The organism is Aeromonas enteropelogenes (genome assembly GCF_020097295.1).
GTDB lineage: Bacteria > Pseudomonadota > Gammaproteobacteria > Enterobacterales > Aeromonadaceae > Aeromonas > Aeromonas enteropelogenes.
Map to the genome: position 1 here is coordinate 1228715 of NZ_CP083625.1, position 22659 is coordinate 1251373.

Here is a 22659-nt window from a genome sequence, read left to right on the forward strand (position 1 = left end):
GATGGCGACCCGGGATTATGTCGGCAACCGCCCGCGACGTCGGGCGGGTGGTCGCAACACCAGGAAAGCGGCGCCTCGCCGCTTTCCTGTTATCCCGGCCCTGCTGGCCGGTGCACTGCTGGCGGGTTTTGGTGCCTTCCTCTACATGATCAATGGCAAGGGCAACGATGCCCCCACCATCGAAGAGCAGGTGAAGGCCAACAAGCCCAAGGCCCAGAACAACGGCCTGCCCCAGGAGAAGTGGAGCTACATCGAACGGCTGGAGAACAAGCAGGTCGATGTGATCGAACCGCCGCCCCAACCGGGTGTGCCGCCACCTCCGGCACCGACCGTCACCCTGCAGCCGGATAAATTGCCACAACCGGTACCGACCAATATTCCCCAGCCGGGAACACCGCTCGGCCAGCAACCCTATCCGTCCAACCCGGCCACGGGGGCGCCGGTCGCCAGCGCCCAGGAGCAGGTGATCGACCGCAAGGCCGAGCGTGAACGGATGGAACGCGAGATCCGTGCCGAGCTGGAGCGGGAACGTGCCGAAGCAGCCAAGGCCAAGGCGGCCCAGACTGCCGCCGCCGACAGCGGTCGCTACATGATGCAGTGTGCCGCCCTGCGCTCGCAGGATTCTGCCGAGTCGCTCAAGGCGCGCATCGCCTTCACCGCCGGCCTCTCCTCCAGCCTGCAGGTGATCCACGGTGCCAACGGCACCGTCTACAAGGTGATGGTGGGCCCCTTCAACGGCAAGGCGGCCGCCGATGCGGCCAACCGCAAGCTGCAAAGCTCGGGCATCAGCGGCTGCATTCCCAAGAAAGGGTAAGTGTCTCCTGACAGCGAGGGGCCGGGTTGCAAAACCCGGCCCCTCTTTTTCATGCCTGCCTTGCCCCCAGCCAACTGGCGCCCTGCGACGGGCGGGGTTGAAAAGCCCGGATGCCGTCCCCATCTCTGCTCTCATGCACACTCAGGCCGTTATTCGGCTCAAGCGAGGTAAGTAAAGTGACTACCATAGTTTCAGTTCGCCGCAACGGTCAGGTCGTCATCGGTGGCGATGGCCAGGTTTCTCTTGGCAACACCGTCATGAAGGGCAATGCCCGCAAGGTTCACCGTCTCTATAACGGCAAGGTGCTGGCAGGTTTCGCCGGCGGTACTGCCGATGCCTTCACCCTGCTCGAGCGTTTCGAAGCCAAGCTGCAGGCCCACCAGGGCAACCTGGAACGCGCCGCCGTGGCACTGGCAAAAGACTGGCGCACCGATCGCGCCCTGCGCCGCCTTGAGGCCCTGCTGGCCGTCGCCGATGAGCACAAATCCTTCATCATCACCGGCAACGGTGACGTGGTGCAGCCGGAGCACGATCTCATCGCCATCGGCTCGGGCGGCAACTTCGCCCAGTCCGCGGCCATCGCCCTGCTGGAAAACACCGAGCTGGATGCCAAGACCATTGTCGAGAAGTCCCTCAAGATTGCGGGCGACATCTGCGTCTTCACCAACGGCAACCACACCATCGAAGTGCTGGACTATAGCGACAAGTAAGTCAGCCACCCCATTTTCCAAGGGGCGGGCCCTGCCCGCCCCGGATACAGGAACGCCATCATGTCCGAGATGACCCCGAGAGAAATCGTCCACGAACTGGACCGACACATTATTGGTCAGGCCGACGCCAAGCGCGCGGTGGCCGTGGCCCTGCGCAACCGCTGGCGCCGCATGCAGCTCAATGAAGAGATGCGCCACGAGGTAACCCCGAAGAACATCCTGATGATTGGCCCGACCGGCGTCGGCAAGACCGAGATCGCCCGTCGTCTGGCCAAGCTGGCCAACGCCCCCTTCATCAAGGTCGAAGCGACCAAGTTCACCGAAGTGGGCTATGTGGGCAAGGAAGTGGACAGCATCATCCGCGATCTGACCGATGTCGCCATCAAGCTGGTGCGCGAGACCGAGATGGAGAAGATGAAATACCGCGCCGAAGAGGCCGCCGAAGAGCGCATCCTCGACGCCCTGCTGCCCAACCCGCGCAACACCTGGGGCGAGGAAGAGAAGGCCGACAACTCCAACACCCGCCAGATCTTCCGCAAGAAGCTGCGCGAAGGTCAGCTGGATGACAAGGAGATCGAGCTGGATCTGGCCGCCTCCCCGATGGGCGTCGAGATCATGACCCCGCCAGGCATGGAAGAGATGGCCAACCAGCTGCAGGGGCTGTTCCAGAACCTGGGCCAGAACCAGAAGAAGAAGCGCAAGATCAAGGTCAAAGAGGCCATGAAGGTGCTGATCGAAGAGGAGGCGGCCAAGCTGGTCAACCCGGAAGAGTTGAAGCAAAAGGCCATCGCCGCAGTCGAGAACAACGGCATTGTCTTCCTCGACGAGATCGACAAGATCTGCAAGCGCGGCGAGAGCTCGGGCCCGGATGTCTCCCGTGAAGGGGTCCAGCGCGACCTGCTGCCGCTGGTCGAGGGTTGCACCGTCAACACCAAGCACGGCATGGTCAAGACCGATCACATCCTGTTTGTCGCCTCCGGCGCCTTCCAGATCGCCAAGCCGTCCGACCTGATCCCCGAGCTGCAGGGTCGCCTGCCGATCCGGGTCGAGCTGACCGCGCTGACTACCGAAGATTTCGAGCGGATCCTGACCGAGCCGAACGCCTCCCTGACCGATCAGTACCAGGCGCTGATGGCCACCGAAGGGGTCAAGATCGAGTTCACCAAAGATGGTATCCGCCGTCTGGCCGAAGCGGCCTGGCAGGTCAACGAGCGCACCGAGAATATCGGCGCCCGTCGTCTGCACACCGTGATGGAGCGACTGATGGAAGACATCTCCTACGACGCCTCTGAGAAGTCCGGTCAGACCTTCGTCATCGACACCGACTACGTCAATGCCCACCTCGGCAAGCTGATTGAAGACGAGGATCTGAGCCGCTTTATCCTGTAAGGCCCGCGCCTCACGTTTTCCAAACGCCTCCCTTTGTGGAGGCGTTTTTATTTTCTTGCCCTCCCCATCCCTACTCAAAAAAAGCGCTTTCCTCTTTTACCACCTTGATTTATACATACGTATAAGAATCATGCAAAATCTGTATACCATGGAGAGGGCACCATGCACCCGACCCGCCAGAAACTGCTCGACACCGGCCTTGAGATTGCCACCGACAAGGGGCTACGCGGCCTCACGGTGCGCGAGCTGGCGGCCGCCGCCGGGGTAAACCTCGGCTCCTTCGTCTACCACTTCGGCAACCGCGACGCCTTCATCGACGAGCTGGTGGAGCTCTGGTACGCCCCCCTCTTTGATGAGCTCAAGGCGGTGGCCGCCCGCGGCGCCTACCCCGATGCCCTCACCCAGTTCGAGGCCACCATGCAGGCGCTGATCGCCCTGGTGGGGCGCCAGCGCGGCTTCATCAACCACCTGTTCGGCGATGCCCTGGCAGGGGAAGGGGCCGCCCAGCGCTTCCTGCTCAGCCTGCCGCGCCGCCACCCCCTGCTGCTGCTCGAGCAAGTGCAGCGGGCCCAGGCCGAAGGAGCGCTGGTGGCGGGCGACCCGGTGCAACTGATGATCTTCATCATGGGGGCGGTTGGCCTGCCCCTGGTGATCGCCGGTGGCGGGCGCCAGCTCGGCTGGCTGCCCGAGCAGGCTGCCCCCTTCCTCGCCCACATCGACAACCCCAAGGCCGCCCAGCAGCGGCTGGTCTGGGCCCTGCGCGGCCTGCGCCATCCCCAAGGAGAACCCCTATGAAGCAACGTATCGCGCTTGTGGCCCTCGTACTGGCTCCGCTCAGTGGCGACCTTGGGTGGTAAGGAGATCGGGTATGAAGCAACGTATTGCACTCTTGGCCGTGCTGCTGGCCCTGATCGGTGGCTATCTCTGGTGGCAGGGGCGCCCGTCCGACGGCTCCGTCCTTTACGGCAACGTCGACATCCGCGACGTGAACCTGGCGTTTCGGGTCGGCGGCCGGGTCAGCGAGGTGCTGGTGGACGAGGGGGACGCGGTGCAGGCCGGCCAGTTGCTGGCTCGCCTCGACCCGGCGCCTCTGATCCATAGCCGCGACAGCGCACGGGCCAATCTGGCCGCGCTCACCGCCGCCAACGCCTTGATGCACAAGGGGTATCGCAGCGAGGAGACGGACCGCGCCCGGGCGTCCCTCAGTGCCGCCGAGGCCGCAGCCCTGGAGGCCGACAAGCAGTGGCGTCGTCAGAGCGCCCTGGCCGCCACCGGCGCCATCTCCCGCGGCCAGCTCGACACCGCCCGCTCCCAACGGGATCAGACCCGAGCCCAGGTGCGCGCCGCCCGCGAGCAGCTGGCCCAGCTCGAGACCGGCTACCGCCCCGAGGAGATCGCCCAGTCCGATGCCCAGCTGGAAGGGGCCAAGGCAACGCTTGCCAGCGCCGAGCTGGCCCTGGCGGACGCGGCCCTGACCGCCCCGAGCGACGGCATCCTCCTCATCCGCGCGGTGGAGACGGGCAGCATGGTGCAGGCCGGCGCCACCGCCTTCAACCTGTCACTCACCACCCCGGTCTGGGTGCGCGCCTACGTCGAGGAGCCCTGGCTCGGCCACTTCCCGAGCGGCGCCAGGGTGCAGCTCACCACCGACTCGCGACCGGACCAGCCCTATCAGGGGGTGGTGGGCTTCGTGTCGCCCAGCGCCGAGTTCACGCCCAAATCAGTGGAGACGCCGGACCTGCGTACCCACCTGGTCTACCGGCTGCGCATCGTGGTGCAGGATCCGGACCCGGCCCTGCGCCAGGGGATGCCGGTCACCGTCAGGCTGGCCCCATGAGCGCCGCCATCCGGCTCGACGGGCTGACCAAGCGCTTTGGCGAGCGCGTGGCGCTGGATGCCATCTCGGCCACCATACCGAACGGCGGCATCACGGGCCTGGTGGGGCCGGACGGGGCTGGCAAGAGCACCCTGCTGCGCCTGCTCGCCGGCCTGCTGGTGCCGGAGGCCGGGCAGAGCCGGGTGCTCGGGCTCGATCCGGTGCAGGAGGGCGATGCCTTGCGCCAACGCCTCGGCTACATGCCCCAGCAGTTCGGCCTCTATGAAGATCTCAGCGTGCTGGAGAACCTCACCCTCTACGCCGATCTGCGCGGCGTGGTGGAGCCCGAGCGCAGCCCGACGTTTGCCCGGTTGCTCGCCTTCACCGATCTCGCCCGCTTCACCGCCCGCCCGGCGGGCAAGCTGTCGGGAGGGATGAAGCAGAAGCTCGGGCTCGCCTGCGCCCTGCTCGGCCAGCCCGAGGTGCTGCTGCTGGACGAACCCGGGGTCGGGGTCGACCCCATCAGCCGTCGCGCCCTGTGGAAGATGGTGCGCGAGCTCGCCCAGGGGGGCATGACGGTGCTCTGGAGCACCGCCTATCTCGATGAAGCTGAGCTGTGCGATCACGTGCTGCTGATGGCGGAGGGCGCGGTGCGCACCAGCGGCACCCCGGCGGATCTGATGGGAGCCATGGCGAGTCGCTGCTGGCTGCTGGAGGCGGGCAACCTGGACGGGCGGGCCCGACGCGCCCTGTTGCGCCGGGCCCTGGCCCACCCGGCGGTGATGGACGGCGCTGTGGCCGGGGAGCGGGTGCGCCTGCTGCTGCGCCCCGATGCAGCGCCGCCTCCGCTGACTGAGCTGGGGCTCTCCGAGGGGGCCTTCGCGCCGACCCCGGCCCGGCTGGAGGATGCCTTCATCGATCTGCTCGGCGGCGGGCCTGGCGGGGAGTCGAGCCTGGCCGCCACCATGGCCGAGGCCGAGCTGCCGCCGGGGGTCTCCCCCGAGGCGGTGATCGAGGCGCGCCACCTCACCAAACGCTTCGGGGACTTTGCCGCCACCGACGACGTCAGCTTTGCGGTGCGCCGCGGCGAGATCTTCGGCCTGCTCGGCCCCAACGGGGCGGGCAAGTCCACCACCTTCAAGATGGAGTGCGGCCTGCTGCGCCCAAGTGGCGGCCAGGCCCTGGTGACCGGCATCGATCTCGCCCACAGCCCGTCGGCGGCGCGCCAGCGCCTCGGCTACATGGCCCAGAAGTTCTCCCTCTACAAGCAGCTCACCGTGGCCCAGAACCTGTCGTTCTTCGCTGGCATCTACGGCCTGTTCGGCCGCGCCCAGCAGGCGCGCATCGATGCCATGGTGGAGGCCTTCGCCCTCGGGCCCTGGCTCGGCCAGCAGGCCGAAGCCCTGCCGCTTGGGCTGCGCCAGCGCTTATCGCTCGCCTGCGCCCTGCTGCACGCACCGCCGCTGCTGTTTCTCGACGAGCCCACATCTGGGGTCGATCCGGTCACCCGGCGCGAGTTCTGGTCTCACATCAACGCCCTGGCCGATCACGGGGTGACCGTGCTGGTCACCACCCACTTCATGGACGAGGCGGAGTATTGCGACCGCATCGCCCTCATCTACCGCGGCAAGTTGCTGGCGCTCGGCACCCCGGACGAGCTCAAGGGGCAGGCGGCGCAGGCCATGCCCGCCACTGCCTTACCCACCACTTCTTTACCAACCATGGAAGAGGCCTTTATCACCCTGGTCGAGCGGGCCAGCGAGGAGGACGCATGAGCATCAGCCGCCGCCGTCTGCTGGCCCTGTGCCGCAAGGAGTCGCTGCAGATCGTGCGCGACCCGAGCAGCATACTGGTCGCCTTCATCATGCCGGTGGTGCTGCTGGTGGTGATGGGGTACGCCATCAACCTGGACGTGGACCACCTGCGCCTCGGGGTGTGGCGCGCCGACGGCGGGGCGCCGGCGATCCGCTTCGAGCAGGCCCTGCGCGGCTCGACCGCGCTGGAGGTGCACGGGGGCGCGAGCAAGGAGGCGCTGCTCGGGAGCCTGGAGCGCGGCGAGATCCGGGGGCTGCTGGTGATCGACGAGGGCTTCTCCCGCTCCCTGGCCGGACAGGGGGGCAGCGCGCCGCGCATCGCCCTGCTCACCGACGGCTCCGAGCCCAACACGGCGAACTTCGTCACCAACTATGTGCAGGGGATCTGGCAGGGTTGGCTTCTCACTGAGGGCAAGCCCCGGAGCCAGCCGGTGGAGCTGCGCACCCGTGCCTGGTTCAACCCGGCGCTGGTGAGCCGCAACTTCCTGGTACCGGGCTCCATTGCCGTCGTGATGACCATCATCGGCGCCCTGCTCACCTCACTGGTGGTGGCCCGGGAGTGGGAACGCGGCACCATGGAGGCCCTGCTCGCCACCCCGGTGACCAAGGCCGAGCTGCTGCTCTCCAAGCTCATCCCCTACTACGGGCTCGGCATCGCCGCCATGTTCATCTGCCTGCTCTTCTCGGTGGTTGTGATGGGGGTGCCCTGGCGCGGCTCCCTGGCCGTCCTGTTCCTGGTCACCAGCCTGTTTCTCGGCAGCGCCCTGGGGCTGGGGCTGTTTCTCTCCACCGTGATGCGCAGCCAGTTCAACGCTGCCCAGGCGGCCCTGACGGCGGCTTTCCTGCCGGCCATGATGCTCTCGGGCTTCGTGTTCGAGATTGCCAGCATGCCGCCTCTGCTGCGGGCCATCACCCACCTCATTCCGGCCCGCTACTTTGCGAGTTCGCTGCAGACCCTCTATCAGGCGGGCAACGTGCTCTCGATCCTGCTGGTCAACGCCCTCTGCCTGTTGCTGCTGGCCGGGTTCTGGCTGGCCCTCACCGCCCGCAAGACGCGGCGAACCCTGGAGTAACCATGCTGACTCGACTCTGGTGGCTGGTGCGAAAAGAGCTCTCCATCCTGCTGGGCAACACCCAGGGGCGCTTCCTGCTGATCATGCCGGTGCTGCTGCAGACCGCCCTGTTCCCGTTCGCCGCCACCCTGGAGGTGACCGGCAACACGCTGGCCGTCTACAACCAGGACGGCGGTGCCGAGAGCCTCGAGCTGCTGGAGCGCCTCACCCATATGCCGGCCTTCACCACAGTGCTGCCGGTGGCAGGCGAGGCCGGGGTGACGGCGGCCATCACAGAGCAGCAGGCCCTGCTGGCGCTGGTCATTCCCGCCGATTTCTCGCGCCGGCTGGCCCGGGGGCAGAGCGCGCCACTGCAGCTCATCGTCGACGGACGCCGCTCCAACGGTGGCCAGGTGGCGGCAGGCTACATCAGCCAGGTGATCGCCCGCTGGCAGAGCGAGGGGCGCGGCGCCCCCGAGCTGCTGGTGCGCCACCTCTACAACCCCAACATCGAGTTTCGCTGGCACGTGCTCCCCTCCCTGGTGGCCATCATCACCACCATCGGCTGCCTCATCGTCACCGCCCTGTCGGTGGCGCGCGAACGGGAAGAGGGCACCTTCGACCAGCTGCTGGTCTCCCCCCTCACCCCGGGCTGGATCATGGCGGGCAAGGCGGTGCCCGGCATCCTGGTAGCGGTGGGACAGGGCACCATAGTCGCGCTGGCGGCCCGCTTCGTCTACGCGGTGCCGTTTTCCGGCAGCCTGACCCTGCTGCTGGCCGGCATGATCTGCTACGGCCTGGCGCTGGCCGGCATCGGGCTCTTCATCTCGTCGCTCTGTTCGACCCAGCAGCAGGCGTTTCTCGGGGTCTTCTGCTTCATGGTGCCGGCGGTGATCCTCTCGGGGTATGTCTCGCCGGTGGAGAACATGCCGCAAGTGTTCCAGTGGCTCGCCGCCATCGATCCCCTGACCCACTTCATCGTGCTGCTCAAGGGGGTCTTTCTGAAGGGGCTCGGCTGGTCGGCGGCCTGGCCGCTCTTGTGGCCGCTCATCGCCATCGGCGGCGTCAGCCTCTCCCTGGCACTCGCCCTGTTTCGCCGCCATATCGCGTGAGCAGGTCCCACAATCCCGCATTCAGGGGCTTGACGCAAAGCGCCGCCCCTGCCCGTCGAACACAAAATTTTTTATCTTTTTCGTCAGATAGATATCCCCAACACACCCCTTCCAGGCCGTGCCGAACCATGTTCTGAATGCTCCATCCATATACCTATTTATGTATATGATTGAATTTCCTCCAATTACCCCTGACGAGATATATAAATGGACACTTGATTTGCATCAATTGTCCGCTCCCTTCGACTGGGTAGCCTAGCCTCAGAATGTCGTTTTATTACTCCAAACTAGAGGCAATTATGAGCAAAGTCAGACTGGTCGTTGTCGGCAACGGCATGGTGGGGCACCGCTTCATCGAAGAGCTGATCGAACGGGCCGACCCGGGCCGGTACGAGATCACCGTCTTCGGTGCAGAACCCCGTCCCGCCTACGATCGCGTCCATCTCTCCTCCTACTTTTCCCACCACACCAGCGAAGATCTCTCCCTCGTCAAACCCGGTTTCTACGACAAGCACGGCATCCGCCTGCTGCTCGGCGAGGCGGTGAAAAAAATCGACAAAACGGCCCGCGAGGTGCACTCCAACAAGGGCACTGTGGTCGGTTACGACAAACTGGTGCTGGCCACCGGCTCCTACCCCTGGGTGCCGCCCATCCAGGGCAGTCAGCACCACGAGTGCTTCGTCTATCGCACCATCGAGGATCTGAAGGCCATCCGCAGCGCCGCCAAGAGCGGCAAGAGCGGGGTGGTGATCGGGGGCGGCCTGCTTGGCCTCGAAGCGGCCGGTGCCCTCAAGGCATTGGGTCTCGAGACCCATGTGGTGGAGTTTGCCCCTGTGCTGATGGCCGAGCAGCTCGACGGTCAGGGCGGCCAGCTGCTGCGCCGCAAGATTGAATCCATGGGCGTGCAGGTGCACACCAGCAAGAGCACCAGCGAGATCCTGATGCATGGCGGTGAGCAGGCTAAACACCGCCTCGCCTTTGCCGACGGCAGCCAGCTGGAAGTGGACGTGGTGGTCTTCTCTACCGGCATCCGCCCGCAGGATACCCTCGGTCGCTACGGCGATCTGGCCATCGCCGAGCGCGGCGGTATCGTCATCGACGATCACTGCCTCACCTCCGACCCCGACATCTATGCAATCGGCGAGTGCGCCGCCTGGCAGGGTCGCTTCTTCGGGCTGGTGGCGCCGGGCTACAAGATGGCCCAGATCACCGTCGACCATCTGCTTGGCGGCGACAGTCGCTTCGAAGGGGCGGACATGAGCGCCAAGCTCAAGCTGCTCGGCGTCTCTGTCGGCTCCATCGGTGATGCCCACGGCCGCACCCCGGGCAGCCACAGCTATGTGTTCCAGGACGACCAGGCCGGCGTCTACAAGAAGATAGTGGTGAGCGAGGACAACAGCCGATTGCTCGGCGCCGTGCTGGTGGGTGACGTGGAGGATTACGGCAACCTGCTGCAGATGATGCTCAACGCCCTGCCGCTGCCGAGCCATCCGGACACCCTGATCCTGCCCGCCTACGCAGGCGCCAAGCCGACCCTGGGGGTGGATGCCCTGCCGGAAAGCGCCCAGATCTGCTCCTGCTTCGACGTCTCCAAGGGCGACATCGCCAAGGCCGTCGCCGAGGGTCACACCACCCTGGCCGCCTTCAAGCAGCACACCAAGGCCGGTACCGGCTGCGGCGGCTGCGTGCCCCTCATCAGCCAGGTGCTCAACGCCGAGCTGGTGAAGCAGGGCATCGAGGTCAACAACCACCTCTGCGCCCACTTCCCCCACTCCCGCCAGGAGCTGTTCCATCTGGTCAAGGTGGAGGGGATCAAGAGCTTCGACGAGCTGCTGGCCAAGCATGGTCAGGGTCATGGCTGCGAGGTGTGCAAACCGACGGTCGGCTCCATCCTCGCCTCCTGCTGGAACGAGTACGTGCTGAGCCCGCTCAACACACCTCTGCAGGACACCAACGACATCTTCCTCGGCAACATGCAAAAGGACGGGACCTACTCCGTCATCCCGCGCATGGCCGGCGGCGAGGTGACCCCGGAAGGGCTGCTGGCGGTGGCCGAAGTGGCCCGCGACTACAAGCTCTACACCAAGATCACCGGCGCTCAGCGCATCGGCCTGTTCGGGGCCCAGAAAGATGATCTGCCCGCCATCTGGCGCAAGCTGCTGGCGGCGGGTTTCGAGACCGGTCAGGCCTACGCCAAGGCGCTGCGCATGGCCAAGACCTGTGTCGGCAGCACCTGGTGCCGCTTCGGCGTGCAGGACAGCGTCGGCCTCGGGGTCTTCCTCGAGAACCGCTACAAGGGCATTCGCACCCCCCACAAGATGAAGTTCGGCGTCTCCGGCTGTACCCGCGAATGTGCAGAAGCCCAGGGCAAGGACGTTGGCATTATCGCCACCGATGCGGGCTGGAATCTCTACGTGGGCGGCAACGGCGGCATGAAGCCGCGCCACGCCGATCTGCTGGCCTCGGACCTTGATAGAGAGACCCTGATCAAGCTGATCGACCGCTTTATGATGTTTTACGTCACCAGCGCCGACAAACTGCAGCGCACCTCGGTCTGGCTCGGCAACCTGGAAGGGGGCGTCGACTACCTGCGCGAAGTGATCGTCGACGACAAACTCGGGTTAAACGAGACCCTGGAGCGCGATATCCAGCGCCTTATCGACAGCTACGAATGCGAATGGTCACGCACCCTCAACGAAGAGCAAGCGTTGCAGCGCTTCAGCCACTTCATCAACAGCGACAAGCGCGATCCGGACGTCCAGTTCGTCGCCGAGCGCGATCAGCACCGACCGGCGACCCCGGCCGAGCGCATTCCCGTCTACCAGATCGAGGTGGAGACAAAATGATGAAATTAGCCTGCCAACTCAACGACATCCTGCCGGGAACCGGTGTTTGCGCACTTATTGAAGGTCGCCAGATCGCCCTGTTCCGCCCAAGTGCGGCGGCCGAGGTGTTCGCCATCGACAACCGGGATCCCTTCTTCGCCGCCAACGTGCTGTCGCGGGGCCTGATCTGCGAACACGACGACGAGCTCTGGGTGGCCAGCCCGCTCAAGAAGCAGCGCTTTCGCCTGAGTGACGGTCACTGCTTCGATAACCCGGCGATGTCGGTACAGAGCTATCCCGTTGAAGTACGCGACCAGCAGGTCTGGGTCGCCGTCTAAAGCCGATTTCACTCTCTTTCGGGCTGCCTGCGGGCGGCCCTCTTGAAGGAAACAAAGATGTATACCGAAACCATCAACAAGTGCGCCGCCAACGCGGCCCGCATCAACCGCTTCGAGCGCAGCGACAAGCTCGGCTTCTGGCTCAGCTCCGCCATGGCGGGGGCCTATGTGGGCCTTGGCATCATCCTGATCTTCACCCTGGGCAACCTGGTGGATCCGAGCATCCGTCCGCTGGTGATGGGGGCCACCTTCGGCATCGCCCTGACCTTAGTTGTCATCGCCGGCTCCGAGCTGTTCACCGGCCACACCATGTTCCTCACCTTCGGGGTGAAGACCGGCAAGATCACCATGGGTGATCTGCTGCGCATCCTTCCCCAGACCTGGGCTGGCAACCTGCTCGGCTCCATCGCGGTGGCGCTGATCTACTCCTACGGTGGCAGCCTGCTGCCGGACGCGGGCAGCCTGGCTCACAAGGTGGCGCTGGCCAAGACCCAGGCACCGGCGCTGACCCTGTTCATGAAGGGCGTTCTGTGCAACTGGCTGGTCTGCCTCGCCATCTGGATGGCGCTGCGCACCGAGGGTGCAGCCAAGTTCATCGCCATCTGGTGGTGCCTGCTGGCCTTCATCGCCTCCGGCTACGAGCACTCGGTCGCCAACATGACCCTGTTCGCCCTCTCCTGGTTCGGTGCCCATTCCGAGGCCTACACCCTGGGCGGCATCGGCCACAACCTGCTGTGGGTAACCCTGGGCAACACCGTCTCCGGCGCCCTCTTCATGGGCCTCGGCTACTGGTATGCCACCCCCAAGGCTGAGCGCCCGGTCGCGGTGAGCGAGACCACCACCACTGCCAGCCAGACCCAAACCGCCTGATCAGGAGGCCCCATGGACTACTTGCCCATCTTTTGCCGACTCGACAACAAACCCGTGCTGCTGGTCGGCGGCGGCGAGGTAGCGGAGCGCAAAGCGCGCCTGCTGCTGGATGCCGGTGCCCACCTCACGGTCGTGGCCCCCGAGCTAGACCCCGAGCTGGCGGAACTGGCTGCCAACGGCAGCATCGAGTGGCTGGCCGGTGAATTCGCGCCGCAGCACCTGACGGGCAAGTGGCTGGTGGTGGCCGCCACCGATCGGCGCGAGGTGAACGCCCTGGTCTACCAGAGCGCCAATCAGGCGCGGATCTTTGCCAACGTGGTGGATGACCCGAAACGCTCCAGCTTCATCATGCCGTCGATCATCGACCGCTCGCCGCTGATGGTGGCCATCTCCTCCGGCGGCAAGGCCCCAGTGCTGGCCCGCTTGCTGCGGGAAAAACTCGAAGCCCTTCTGCCCCAGCATCTGGGGGCCGTCGCGGCCTTCGCCGGCAGCCTGCGGGAGCGGGTCAAGGGCCGCTTCGCCACCATGGGGGAGCGGCGCCGCTTCTGGGAGCGGCTGCTCGGAGCGGACCGGCTCGGGCAGGCACTGGCACGGGGCGATCACGCTTCGGCCAATCAGCTGGCCGACAGCCTGTTTGCCGACGAAAGCCAGACCGGTGGTGAGGTGGTGCTGGTCGGTGCCGGCCCCGGCGATCCGGGTCTGCTCACCCTGCACGCCCTGCGCCAGATGCAGCAGGCGGACGTGGTGGTCTATGACCGGCTGGTCTCCGACGAGGTGATGGCGCTGGTGCGCCGCGACGCCAGACGTATCTTCGTCGGCAAGCAGGCGGGCAACCACTGCGTGCCTCAGGAGGGGATCAACCAGCTCCTGCTGGAGGAGGCGAAGAAGGGACAGCGAGTGGTGCGACTGAAGGGAGGTGACCCCTTCATCTTCGGCCGTGGCGGCGAGGAGCTGGAGACGCTCGTTGGTACTGGCGTTGGCTTTCAGGTGGTGCCGGGCATCACGGCGGCCAGCGGCTGCGCCGCCTACGCCGGCATTCCCCTCACCCACCGCGATCACGCCCAGAGCGTGCGCTTCGTCACCGCCCACGGCAAGGGGGGCGCCCAGGATCTCGACTGGCCACTGCTGGCCAAAGACAAGCAGACCCTGGTGTTCTACATGGGGCTTTCATCCTGCGCCACCATCCGCGAGCAGCTGCTGGCCCACGGCAAGGAGGGCGACACCCCGGTGGCGCTGATCGAGCGCGGCACCCAGCCGAGCCAGCGGGTCATCCGCGGCACCCTTGACCAGTTGCCCGAGCTGGCGGTGGGTGTCGAGAGCCCGGCCCTTATCATGGTGGGCTCGGTGGTGACCCTGGCCGAGCAACTTGCCTGGTTTGGACAAGACCAACAAGCCCTCTCCCGCCAGGCCCTCGCCTGAGCGGTCTTGGCATGTGAGTCATGAGGCCACCGCAAGGTGGCCTCATTTTTATCCAGCCATCACTAAATCCCGGTCATAACCTGTTGTTTTAAGTCTGGTATCCTATGGGCATTTGGCCTATCGGCCACCAGCTCAGGAATTTTTTCATGTCTCTGCCCCTCAAAAACAGCGCCAAGCAGCGCGCGGAAGACAGATCCCGCATTCTCACCCTGCTGCTGGGCGACGATGCCCTCACCGACAGCCTGCTCGACCCCCAGCTTGAACAGGATGCGGGTCAGCGCGACCAGACCAGCCAGCTGAGCGGGCTGGTCAACGGCCTGCCCGCCGCCGACATCGCCGATGCCCTCGAATCCCTGCCTCCCGATGAACGCCACGCCCTCTGGCATCTGGTGAGCGAAGACAAACGCGGCCAGGTGCTGGTCGAGGCATCGGAGACGGTGTGGGAGAGCCTCATCAGCGGCATGAGCGACCGCGAGCTGCTGCATGCCCTGCGCTCCCTCGACATCGACGATCAGATCTATCTGGGCCAGTACCTGCCCCGCAACCTGATGGGACGCCTGCTCACCTCCATGGCCCCCGCCGATCGGGATCGGGTGCGCGAAGTGATCCGCTACGGTAAGCACACGGTCGGCGCCATGATGGACTTCGAGCTCATCACGGTGCGCCCCGACGTGAGCCTCGCCACCGTGCAACGTTTCTTGCGGCTGCGGGGCAAGATCCCCGCCAACACCGACAAGCTGTTTGTCATCGATCGGCGCAACCACCTGCTCGGCGAACTGGCCCTCACCACTGTGCTGCTGCACAAACCCGCCACCCTGGTGAGCGAGGTGATGGAGCAGGATCCCATCACCTTTGATCCCGAAGACAACGACGAGGCAGCGGCCCGTACCTTCGAGCGGGATGATCTGCTTTCCGCCGCCGTGGTGGATGCCAAGGGCAAGCTGATGGGCCGCCTCACCGTCGAGGAGATCGTGGATGTGGTCTATGAGGAGAGCGACACCGATCTGCGCCGCATGGGGGGGATCAGCGAGGAGGAGGATGTGTTCGCACCAGTCGCCAAGGCGGTGAAGACCCGCTGGGCCTGGCTCGCCCTCAACCTCTGCACCGCCTTCGTGGCGTCGCGAGTGATCGGCCTGTTCGAGCACACCATCTCGCAACTGGTGGCGCTGGCGGCCCTGATGCCCATCGTCGCCGGGATCGGCGGCAACACAGGCAACCAGACCATCACCATGATAGTGCGGGCGCTGGCGCTGCAGCACATTCAGGCGGGCAACCTCTCCTTCCTGCTGTTGCGGGAGCTGGGGGTGGCCTTCATCAACGGTCTGGTGTGGGGTGGCATCATGGGGGTCGTCACCTTCCTGCTCTATCAGGATGCGGCGCTGGGCGCCGTGATGACCCTCGCCATGGTGCTCAACCTGCTGGTGGCGGCGCTGATGGGGGTCATCATCCCCATGACCATGAGCCGGCTGGGTCGCGATCCGGCGGTGGGGGCCAGCGTGATGATCACCGCCATCACCGACACCGGCGGCTTCTTCATCTTTCTGGGGCTGGCCACCCTGTTCCTGCTGTAAACAAGAAGGGAGCCGGCGGCTCCCTTCTTTGTCATGCTCGACTTCTGCGACAGGCGCAGCTCAGGGTCTGGCGTTGCGCCCCTGCTGCCACCCCTTGCCGAGGGCACGACCGATGGGCACCACCGGGGCCAGCCGGACGCTGTCGACAGCCTGGGCACCATGACCCCGCTTGAACAACAGCACCAGGCGCACCACTTTCTCCTTCGGGCAGCCGAGCCAGAGCGCCCAGTGCGGCCCCTTGTGATGAAGCCAGAGTCCGTAAAACCAGGTCATCCGGTTTCCCTTGATAAAACGGGTGATGGAGGATTCAGGCGCCGGTACGCAGCGCTTCGAATCCCATGGCGTGTTCGATGCCATATGCCACTCCTCCTTGACTGACAGGTCACTCAGGTACGTCGACTCATCCCCTGGCAACGTCCTGCCTTGCTTCGAGTGAGATCAGGATGACCCTGGCCTATGTGCCGGCCGGCCCTGCGACACTCCCCTTCTATCCCGTGAAGGTCTGCTTGCGGTTGTCATTGTGCGGCGCTCGCCCCGTGGGGCGGAGCAGCCAGACCCTGACGGTCTGGCCCTGATCTGAGCATATATCCGAAACGGGCGGTTTGCGGGCTGGCGCGGGGGACAAAAACGGCGAGGTTCAGGATCTGCTTGAATTGGCAGGAAAGAGGCGCAGAAACAACACGGCCTCCCGAAGGAGGCCGTGTGGCGAGAAAGGAGATTACATCCAGTCGGCGTTGCGGATCACTCCGACCGCCAGCCCCTCGATGGTGAGATGCTGGCTGGCGAGATCCACTTCGATGGGGGAGAGCTCTTCGTTCTCCGGCAGCAGCCACACCTGACTGCCCTTGCGCTGGAAGCGTTTGACGGTGACATCCTCGTCAAGCCGCGCCACCACCACCTGGCCGTTGCGCACCTCCTGGGTCTTGTGCACCGCCAGCAGGTCGCCATCCAGGATGCCGATGTTCTTCATGCTCATCCCTTGCACCCGCAGCAGGAAGTCGGCGCGCGGGTGGAACAGGGCGGGATCCACCTGATAGTGGCTCTCGATATGCTCCTGGGCCAGGATGGGTTCACCGGCAGCCACCTTGCCGATCAGCGGCAGGCCGCTCTCTTCCAGCGCCTCTTCCTCTTCGAGCAGCAGACGGATGCCGCGGGACGTGCCCGGCATGATCTCGATGACCCCTTTTTTGGCCAGGGCCTTCAGATGTTCTTCGGCCGCATTGGCCGACTTGAAACCAAGCTTCTGGGCAATCTCGGCGCGAGTCGGCGGCATGCCGGTCTCGTTCATGTTCACCTTGATCAGCTCCAGCACTTCGGCCTGGCGGGGGGTAAGGGGTTTCATAGAATTGGCACCTGTCTTTTTATACAGCACACTGGCAGTATATACAGTGCAGTGGCCAAGGCAAGGCGCAGCTGACATTTGTCGCGACCAACCGGCAATTTCACCCTGTTTTGATCCCGCACGACTGAACTCATCGTACCTCTCGGCGACAAGGGGCCGGTGATTTGCTATGCTCACGCCGCATTTTTTTGGAGAGCAGACGCACATGTCCCCAGGACAGAAGATTTCCAGAGCCATCTTGCAATGGCCGGTCAGCGGCTTGGTCAATCACAAAAGCCTGCCGGAAAATCCCATCACAGAACTCAAGCTGGATCCGGCCAGACCCATCGTCTACGCCCTGAAAACCAGCTCGATCACCGACCTGATGACCCTGCAGCAGTGCTGCGAGGATCTCGGTCTGCCGGGCCCCTTTACGCCGCTGGAACTGAACGGCCAGCTGCTGCCGCGCTATGTCTGTCTGGATCGTCCGCCTCCCCTCTTCGGCAAGCGCAGCAAGCCGCTTCCCTTCCTGCAGGAGTTCCACCAGCTGCTGGATCTGCACAAGCAGGATCCGGCGCTGGATATCCAGGTAGTGCCCGTCACCCTGTTCTGGGGCCGTGCCCCGGGCCGGGAGGGAGAAGAGGCCTCCGGGCTCAACATCATCAGCAGTCTGGCGCCGAACCGGCTCAAGAAGGCACTCATCGTGATCCTCAAGGGTCGCGAAAACCTGGTGCGCTTCTCCCCGCCCCTCTCCCTGCGCTACATGGCGGACAAACACGGTACCGACGAGGCCATCGCCCACAAGCTGGCGCGGGTCGCTCGTACCCACTTCAGCCGCCAGCAGCTGGCGGCCACCGGACCGAAACTGCCCAACCGCAACCTGCTGTTCAAACAACTGCTGGATTCGAGCGTGATCCAGCAGGCCATCGCCGAAGAGGCAGAGCGGGAGAACATCAGCCTGGAGAAGGCGCAGAAACGCGCCCACGGCTACATGGACGAGATCGCCTCTGACTTCTCCTACCGGCTGATCCGCCTCGGCGAGAGCTTCCTCGGCTGGCTGTGGAACAAGCTCTATCGTGGCCTCTCGGTCAACGGCGCCGAAAAGGTGCGCCAGCTGGCCCAGGAAGGGCACGAGATCGTCTATGTGCCCTGCCATCGCAGCCACATGGACTACCTGCTGCTCTCCTATGTCATCTATCACCAGGGGATGGTGCCGCCCCATATCGCGGCGGGCATCAACCTCAACTTCTGGCCGGCGGGCCCCATCTTCCGCCACGGCGGTGCCTTCTTCATCCGCCGCACCTTCAAGGGCAATCCGCTCTACAGCACGGTATTTCGCGAGTACCTGAACCTGCTGTTCGCCAAGGGCTACTCGGTGGAGTTCTTCACCGAGGGGGGCCGTTCGCGCACCGGCCGCCTGCTGCCGCCCAAGACCGGCATGCTGGCTATGACCCTGCAAGCCATGATGCGCGGGCTTGACCGCCCGGTCACCCTGGTACCCGTCTACCTCGGCTACGAGCACGTGATGGAGGTGAACACCTACCACAACGAGCTCAAGGGCAGCCGCAAGGAGAAGGAGAGCTTCCTGCAGGTACTCGGCATCCTGCGCAAGCTGCGCAACTACGGCCGCGGCTTCGTCAACTTTGGCGAGCCGCTGACCCTCAACAGCTACCTGAGCGAGCATATTCCGGACTGGAAGGATCATATCGGGGAAGAGGAGCGCCCGGAGTGGATGGCCAGCACGGTCAATACCCTGGCCGATCTGCTGATGACCCGTATCAACGGCGCCGCCGCTGTCAATGGCCTGACCCTGAGCGCCCTGGCGCTGCTGGCCGCCGAGCGCCATGCCCTGACCCGTGACGAGTTGCAGGCCCAACTCAACACCTATCTGGATCTGCTCAAGGCGGTGCCCTACAGTGCCCAGAGCACCATCCCGGACGAGGATGCCGGCACCCTGCTGGATCAGGCGCTGGAACTCAACAAGTTCGAGGTGAGCGAGGACAAGCTGGGCCAGATCATCAGCCTGGATCGCTACCAGGCGATCCTGCTGACCTACTACCGCAACAACATCCTCCACCTGTTTGCCATGCCCTCCCTGGTAGCGGCGCTGATCGACCGCTGCGAGGGGATCAGCCGCGGCGAGATCATCGCCCGCTGCGTCGATATCTATCCGCTGCTCAAGACCGAGCTGTTCCTGCGTTACGAAGAGGAGGAGCTGCCGGAGCTTATCGATGCCCTGCTGGCCGAGTTGCAGCGCCAGCAGCTGATCGAGGCACGTGACGGTGGCTACTGGGTCAACCCGGGCAACCAGATGCGCCTGTTGCTGCTGGCCGAAAGTATCCAGGAGACCCTGCAGCGCTACGCCATCGTGCTGACCCGGGTGCTGGCCCAACCCTACATAGAGGCAGAGCAGCTGGAGGCAGACGGCCTGATGATGGCGGAGCGCCTCGGCACCCTGCACGGCATCAACGCCCCCGAGTTCTTCGACCAGAAGCTGTTCAGCACCCTGATCCACACCCTGCGCAAGGAGGGCTACCTCTCCGCCGAGAGCAAACCGGATCTGGGACGCTTCCAGGCGCTGGCGGACAACATAGTGCCGCTGCTGAGCACCAAGATCCGCCGCACCATCCGGGCCGGCAACCAGCGCTGATCCGCACCACAAATGAAGAAGGCCGCATGATGCGGCCTTCTTTTTGCTCGGCTTCTTTTTGTTCAGGGAATGGTCACCCCAGCAGGTAATCTAGCACCAGCCCGGCGAACACCAGAGCCCCCACATAGTTGTTGTTGAGGAACGCTTGGAAGCAGGCCTCCCGCTGCCGTTCGCGAATGAGCCGCTGCTGATAGACGAACAGCACGGCGGCCCCCAGCAATCCCCAGTAGTAACTGCTGCCCAGCGCCATCAGCTGGCCGACCAGCAGCAGGATCAACAGGGTGGCCAGCTGCAGCACGCCGATGATCCGCTTGTCGTGACGGCCAAACAGGATGGCGCTCGACTTGAGCCCCAGCTTGAGGTCATCGTCCCTGTCCACCATGGCGTACTGGGTATCGTAGGCCACGGTCCACAGCAGGTTGGCGATAAACACCAGCCAGGCCACGGCTGGCAGTGCATTGGCCTGCGCCGCATAGGCCATGGGGATCGACCAGGAGAAAGCCATGCCGAGCACCAACTGGGGGATCGGAATGAACCGCTTCATGAAGGGATAGCTCACCGCCAGCAGCAGGCCGACGAACGACATGGCGATGGTGAGGGAGTTGAGGGTCAGCACCAGACCAAACGAGATGAGCGCGAGTACGAAGAAGAGCGCCAGTGCCTCGCGAGGATCCACCTTGCCGGTCGGCAGGGGGCGTCCCGAGGTGCGTTTGACGTGACCATCGAAGTTGCGATCCGCATAGTCGTTGATGACGCAGCCGGCCGAGCGCATCAGAAACACGCCGACCACAAACACCGTCAGCACCCAGAGGTTTGGCAGGCCGTCGGCCGCCAGCCAGAGTGCCCACAGGGTCGGCCACAGCAGCAACAGGGTGCCGATGGGCTTGTCGATGCGGGCCAACTGCAGATATGCCAGACCCCGCTCCTTGGTTAACAGATTCACTCCAGCTCCTTGTCACAGACGAGATAGGGCAGAAACAGCTCGTGAACCAGCAATGGCCACTGCCCCAGAAACAGACGGGAACGACGTCCCCAGACGATGGCGGCGGGGCAACGTGGATTGTCGGCAATGGCAAAACGGGCCAGCTGCAGATGATCACGTCGCACCGGCTCATTGCCAAACACCCGCTCCCCCAGGGGTTGCTCCCCCAGTTCGGCCAGACCACTACCCTGCAGCGCCGCGTCGGCCAGCAGGGTCCAGCCCAGCACGGCCGGGCCCAGATCGCCGTGGAGGATCACCTCCCGGCAGATCCCGGCAGGGGATACGGCATCCACCAGCCACTGCTCATCGGTGGTCAGCGAGACGGGGCGATTGCCCAGCCATTCGACCGAGAAGTGCCGATTGTGTTGGCGCAGACGCCGGGTCATGGAGCCGGGCTCCAGCAGCCAGGGACGCAGGCTGGCCGGCAATTCGCAACTATCGGGGGCCAACCACCCGGTTAACGGCGTGAGGGGAACAGTCAACTCGGACTTCACAGCTTCACCATCCAGAGATTTCCGTGTTCAGGTTAAAATCCGGTTTATTATCCGTAAATCAATAGCGAAATGTAAGAACATCCGTGCTTGACGCCCCCTTTGGCAGCATCAAAAATGGTGTATCTTCCGCCGATGAGCCATCTATATGAAGATCTTCAAAATTTTGCTGGTGTTGTTGCTGAGCGTGGGCGCCCTGCAGGTACGGGCTGCCGATGAGGAACCCGCTGCCGAAGGGGCCGAGGGAGCCGCCAAACCCGGATTTGCCTACCATGCGCTCGATCCGGATATCATCACCAACTACCTGAGCAACGGCAAAACCCTCGGCTACGTCAGGGTCACGGTGGAGTTGATGGCCGAAAACGATGCCGATCTCAAGCTGCTGGAGCAGCATGACCCCCTGATCCGCGACGCCATCATTCGCCTGATGGGCAGCAAGAGCGCCGATCAGATCAAGTCTCTGGTCAGCCGCGAGGAACTGCGCAAAGAGTGCGAGACCAAGGTCAACGAGTTGTTGCTCAAGGAGACCGGCAAGAAAGCCGTCCGCGAGCTGATCTTCACCAAGTTCCTCTATCAGTAATCTCCCACGGATCAGACGCTTATTGGCATTCAGGCCAATAAGCGCCCGGCGCCTGTTTATTCGAAATGAAAATTGATTACAATACGCTCGTCGAGTCGTAGAGGTAGTCGTTATGGGCAGCAAGACCCTGTGTGAGTGGCGTCGCCACGAGATCCCCGCGGATCTCAAGGCGCTGCGCAAAATCGTGCGCAAACCCAAATTCGTCTGCGGCAAGTGTGCCCGCAGCGCCAACGACAAGAGTTATCTGTGCCAGCCGCTGCGGTTGAAAAAAGAGGAGTAGGGCCAAACCCGACGAGGCCCTATTGATCGGTCCAGCCCTGGCGCCCCTGTTCGAACAGCCTGCGCGCCTGCATGTCGTTGGGGCAGACGCCACGGTACTCCTCCCCGGAGCGCCCGGCCAGATAGAGATGCTCCGGGCGGCAATACCAGGCCAACCCTTTCTGATGCCCCTGCTGCCACAGCTCGCCATCCACCTTGTCGCCACACTGGGCACGATGGAACTCGATCCGCTCGGTGGTGAAGCCCAGCTTGCCGTCAGCCTCCCCCACCTCGCTCCACACCTTCTCGCAGGGATCATCGTTGGAGACACAGCCCCCCAGCAGGGCAGCAACCAGTATGACGGTGAGTCGCATAATCATCCTTGAGTGTCGTTTGAGCAGTTCATTCTAGCCAGAGCCTTGCCCCTCACCAAGCCTTCGCCCCCATTCCTGTGAGCCGCACAAAAAAATCAGGCGGGCTCAATGCCCGCCTGTTCGTGTCATGTCGTGGTTCACTGGTCATCGAAAGCGTCGTCGTCCTGCCAGCTTTCGTCTTCCCATTGCTCCAGTTCATCTTCCCAGGATTCCGGCTCCCATTCATCATCGAGGTCGTAATCCGGCTTGTGTCCACCCATGCTCATGCTCCTT

At 64.3% G+C, this 22659-nt stretch carries 22 protein-coding genes; 16 read left to right on the top strand and 6 right to left on the bottom strand.

The features are described 5' to 3' along the window. Position 1: 1 nt before the first annotated feature. From LA321_RS05795 to mgtE, 13 genes are all read left to right on the top strand, one after another. Positions 2-814 (top strand): SPOR domain-containing protein, encoded by an 813-nt coding sequence (locus LA321_RS05795; RefSeq protein ID WP_042070633.1) that lies wholly within the window; start codon positions 2-4, stop codon positions 812-814. Positions 815-990: 176 nt separating this feature from the next. Next, complete coding sequence (gene hslV / locus LA321_RS05800; protein ID WP_026458393.1) at positions 991-1524, top strand: ATP-dependent protease subunit HslV; 534 nt, start codon at positions 991-993, stop codon at positions 1522-1524. 60 nt (positions 1525-1584) lie between these two features. Beyond that, positions 1585-2913, top strand: coding sequence for an HslU--HslV peptidase ATPase subunit (gene hslU / locus LA321_RS05805; RefSeq protein ID WP_042070635.1), 1329 nt, complete (start codon positions 1585-1587; stop codon positions 2911-2913). A 162-nt stretch (positions 2914-3075) separates the two neighbouring features. Next, positions 3076-3708 (top strand): TetR/AcrR family transcriptional regulator, encoded by a 633-nt coding sequence (locus LA321_RS05810; RefSeq protein ID WP_042070636.1) that lies wholly within the window; start codon positions 3076-3078, stop codon positions 3706-3708. A gap of 73 nt (positions 3709-3781) precedes the next feature. Continuing rightward, a complete protein-coding gene (hlyD, locus tag LA321_RS05815) occupies positions 3782-4750 on the top strand; it encodes a secretion protein HlyD (protein ID WP_042070638.1) in 969 nt (322 codons plus the stop codon). Beyond that, positions 4747-6504 carry an ATP-binding cassette domain-containing protein gene (locus LA321_RS05820; protein ID WP_042070639.1) on the top strand — a complete coding sequence of 586 codons (1758 nt, stop codon included), beginning with the start codon at positions 4747-4749 and terminating at the stop codon, positions 6502-6504. Before hlyD ends, LA321_RS05820 begins: the two co-directional genes overlap by 4 nt. Beyond that, positions 6501-7616 carry an ABC transporter permease gene (locus LA321_RS05825; protein ID WP_042070640.1) on the top strand — a complete coding sequence of 372 codons (1116 nt, stop codon included), beginning with the start codon at positions 6501-6503 and terminating at the stop codon, positions 7614-7616. Before LA321_RS05820 ends, LA321_RS05825 begins: the two co-directional genes overlap by 4 nt. A 2-nt stretch (positions 7617-7618) precedes the next feature. Beyond that, a complete protein-coding gene (locus LA321_RS05830; RefSeq protein ID WP_042070641.1) occupies positions 7619-8707 on the top strand; it encodes an ABC transporter permease in 1089 nt (362 codons plus the stop codon). A 299-nt stretch (positions 8708-9006) separates the two neighbouring features. Then, positions 9007-11553, top strand: coding sequence for a nitrite reductase large subunit NirB (gene nirB, locus LA321_RS05835; RefSeq protein ID WP_042070642.1), 2547 nt, complete (start codon positions 9007-9009; stop codon positions 11551-11553). Then, complete coding sequence (nirD, locus tag LA321_RS05840) at positions 11553-11870, top strand: nitrite reductase small subunit NirD (protein ID WP_042070672.1); 318 nt, start codon at positions 11553-11555, stop codon at positions 11868-11870. The genes nirB and nirD overlap by 1 nt, the downstream gene beginning before the upstream one ends. Before the next feature lie 57 nt (positions 11871-11927). After that, positions 11928-12740, top strand: coding sequence for a nitrite transporter NirC (gene nirC / locus LA321_RS05845; protein ID WP_042070644.1), 813 nt, complete (start codon positions 11928-11930; stop codon positions 12738-12740). A 12-nt stretch (positions 12741-12752) separates the two neighbouring features. After that, positions 12753-14159: a siroheme synthase CysG gene (cysG, locus tag LA321_RS05850; RefSeq protein ID WP_042070645.1), complete on the top strand. Its 1407-nt coding sequence runs from the start codon at positions 12753-12755 to the stop codon at positions 14157-14159. Positions 14160-14305: 146 nt separating this feature from the next. Continuing rightward, entirely contained in the window at positions 14306-15730 is a 1425-nt protein-coding gene (gene mgtE, locus LA321_RS05855; RefSeq protein ID WP_042070647.1) for a magnesium transporter, read from the top strand. Between the two features lie 60 nt (positions 15731-15790). On the opposite strand, the gene LA321_RS05860 is transcribed toward mgtE, so the two are convergent. Beyond that, complete coding sequence (locus tag LA321_RS05860) at positions 15791-16087, bottom strand: hypothetical protein (protein WP_042027240.1); 297 nt, start codon at positions 16085-16087, stop codon at positions 15791-15793. 361 nt (positions 16088-16448) lie between these two features. Continuing rightward, positions 16449-17072 (bottom strand): transcriptional repressor LexA, encoded by a 624-nt coding sequence (gene lexA / locus LA321_RS05865; protein ID WP_042027239.1) that lies wholly within the window; start codon positions 17070-17072, stop codon positions 16449-16451. Between the two features lie 205 nt (positions 17073-17277). Between lexA and plsB the strand changes: the two genes are divergently transcribed. Further along, on the top strand, positions 17278-19701 hold the full coding sequence (plsB, locus tag LA321_RS05870) for a glycerol-3-phosphate 1-O-acyltransferase PlsB (protein WP_042070648.1): 2424 nt from the start codon (positions 17278-17280) through the stop codon (positions 19699-19701). Between the two features lie 73 nt (positions 19702-19774). Here the strand turns inward: plsB and ubiA are convergent, their stop codons facing one another. Further along, complete coding sequence (gene ubiA / locus LA321_RS05875) at positions 19775-20644, bottom strand: 4-hydroxybenzoate octaprenyltransferase (RefSeq protein WP_042070649.1); 870 nt, start codon at positions 20642-20644, stop codon at positions 19775-19777. Continuing rightward, complete coding sequence (locus LA321_RS05880) at positions 20641-21177, bottom strand: chorismate--pyruvate lyase family protein (RefSeq protein WP_042070650.1); 537 nt, start codon at positions 21175-21177, stop codon at positions 20641-20643. The genes ubiA and LA321_RS05880 overlap by 4 nt, the downstream gene beginning before the upstream one ends. Positions 21178-21322: 145 nt before the next feature. Between LA321_RS05880 and LA321_RS05885 the strand changes: the two genes are divergently transcribed. Both LA321_RS05885 and LA321_RS05890 read left to right on the top strand, forming a co-directional pair. Next, positions 21323-21754 (top strand): flagellar basal body-associated FliL family protein, encoded by a 432-nt coding sequence (locus tag LA321_RS05885; protein ID WP_042027233.1) that lies wholly within the window; start codon positions 21323-21325, stop codon positions 21752-21754. A gap of 112 nt (positions 21755-21866) precedes the next feature. Then, positions 21867-22034 carry a hypothetical protein gene (locus tag LA321_RS05890; protein ID WP_124238653.1) on the top strand — a complete coding sequence of 56 codons (168 nt, stop codon included), beginning with the start codon at positions 21867-21869 and terminating at the stop codon, positions 22032-22034. A 19-nt stretch (positions 22035-22053) separates the two neighbouring features. On the opposite strand, the gene LA321_RS05895 is transcribed toward LA321_RS05890, so the two are convergent. After that, positions 22054-22386 carry a DUF2799 domain-containing protein gene (locus LA321_RS05895; protein WP_026458168.1) on the bottom strand — a complete coding sequence of 111 codons (333 nt, stop codon included), beginning with the start codon at positions 22384-22386 and terminating at the stop codon, positions 22054-22056. Between the two features lie 137 nt (positions 22387-22523). Continuing rightward, on the bottom strand, positions 22524-22646 hold the full coding sequence (locus LA321_RS20220; RefSeq protein WP_260391510.1) for a hypothetical protein: 123 nt from the start codon (positions 22644-22646) through the stop codon (positions 22524-22526). Positions 22647-22659: the final 13 nt, after the last annotated feature.

Excerpts from the sequence above, each read along its gene's own strand:
- LA321_RS05795 (WP_042070633.1), top strand. The coding sequence starts at position 2 with ATGGCGACCCGGGATTATGTCGGCAACCGCCCGCGACGTCGGGCGGGT.
- hslU (WP_042070635.1), top strand. The coding sequence starts at position 1,585 with ATGTCCGAGATGACCCCGAGAGAAATCGTCCACGAACTGGACCGACAC.
- LA321_RS05810 (WP_042070636.1), top strand. The coding sequence starts at position 3,076 with ATGCACCCGACCCGCCAGAAACTGCTCGACACCGGCCTTGAGATTGCC.
- hlyD (WP_042070638.1), top strand. The coding sequence starts at position 3,782 with ATGAAGCAACGTATTGCACTCTTGGCCGTGCTGCTGGCCCTGATCGGT.
- LA321_RS05820 (WP_042070639.1), top strand. The coding sequence starts at position 4,747 with ATGAGCGCCGCCATCCGGCTCGACGGGCTGACCAAGCGCTTTGGCGAG.
- LA321_RS05825 (WP_042070640.1), top strand. The coding sequence starts at position 6,501 with ATGAGCATCAGCCGCCGCCGTCTGCTGGCCCTGTGCCGCAAGGAGTCG.
- LA321_RS05830 (WP_042070641.1), top strand. The coding sequence starts at position 7,619 with ATGCTGACTCGACTCTGGTGGCTGGTGCGAAAAGAGCTCTCCATCCTG.
- nirB (WP_042070642.1), top strand. The coding sequence starts at position 9,007 with ATGAGCAAAGTCAGACTGGTCGTTGTCGGCAACGGCATGGTGGGGCAC.
- nirD (WP_042070672.1), top strand. The coding sequence starts at position 11,553 with ATGAAATTAGCCTGCCAACTCAACGACATCCTGCCGGGAACCGGTGTT.
- nirC (WP_042070644.1), top strand. The coding sequence starts at position 11,928 with ATGTATACCGAAACCATCAACAAGTGCGCCGCCAACGCGGCCCGCATC.
- cysG (WP_042070645.1), top strand. The coding sequence starts at position 12,753 with ATGGACTACTTGCCCATCTTTTGCCGACTCGACAACAAACCCGTGCTG.
- mgtE (WP_042070647.1), top strand. The coding sequence starts at position 14,306 with ATGTCTCTGCCCCTCAAAAACAGCGCCAAGCAGCGCGCGGAAGACAGA.
- LA321_RS05860 (WP_042027240.1), bottom strand. The coding sequence starts at position 16,087 with ATGGCATCGAACACGCCATGGGATTCGAAGCGCTGCGTACCGGCGCCT.
- lexA (WP_042027239.1), bottom strand. The coding sequence starts at position 17,072 with ATGAAACCCCTTACCCCCCGCCAGGCCGAAGTGCTGGAGCTGATCAAG.
- plsB (WP_042070648.1), top strand. The coding sequence starts at position 17,278 with ATGTCCCCAGGACAGAAGATTTCCAGAGCCATCTTGCAATGGCCGGTC.
- LA321_RS05885 (WP_042027233.1), top strand. The coding sequence starts at position 21,323 with ATGAAGATCTTCAAAATTTTGCTGGTGTTGTTGCTGAGCGTGGGCGCC.
- LA321_RS05890 (WP_124238653.1), top strand. The coding sequence starts at position 21,867 with ATGGGCAGCAAGACCCTGTGTGAGTGGCGTCGCCACGAGATCCCCGCG.
- LA321_RS05895 (WP_026458168.1), bottom strand. The coding sequence starts at position 22,386 with ATGCGACTCACCGTCATACTGGTTGCTGCCCTGCTGGGGGGCTGTGTC.
- LA321_RS20220 (WP_260391510.1), bottom strand. The coding sequence starts at position 22,646 with ATGGGTGGACACAAGCCGGATTACGACCTCGATGATGAATGGGAGCCG.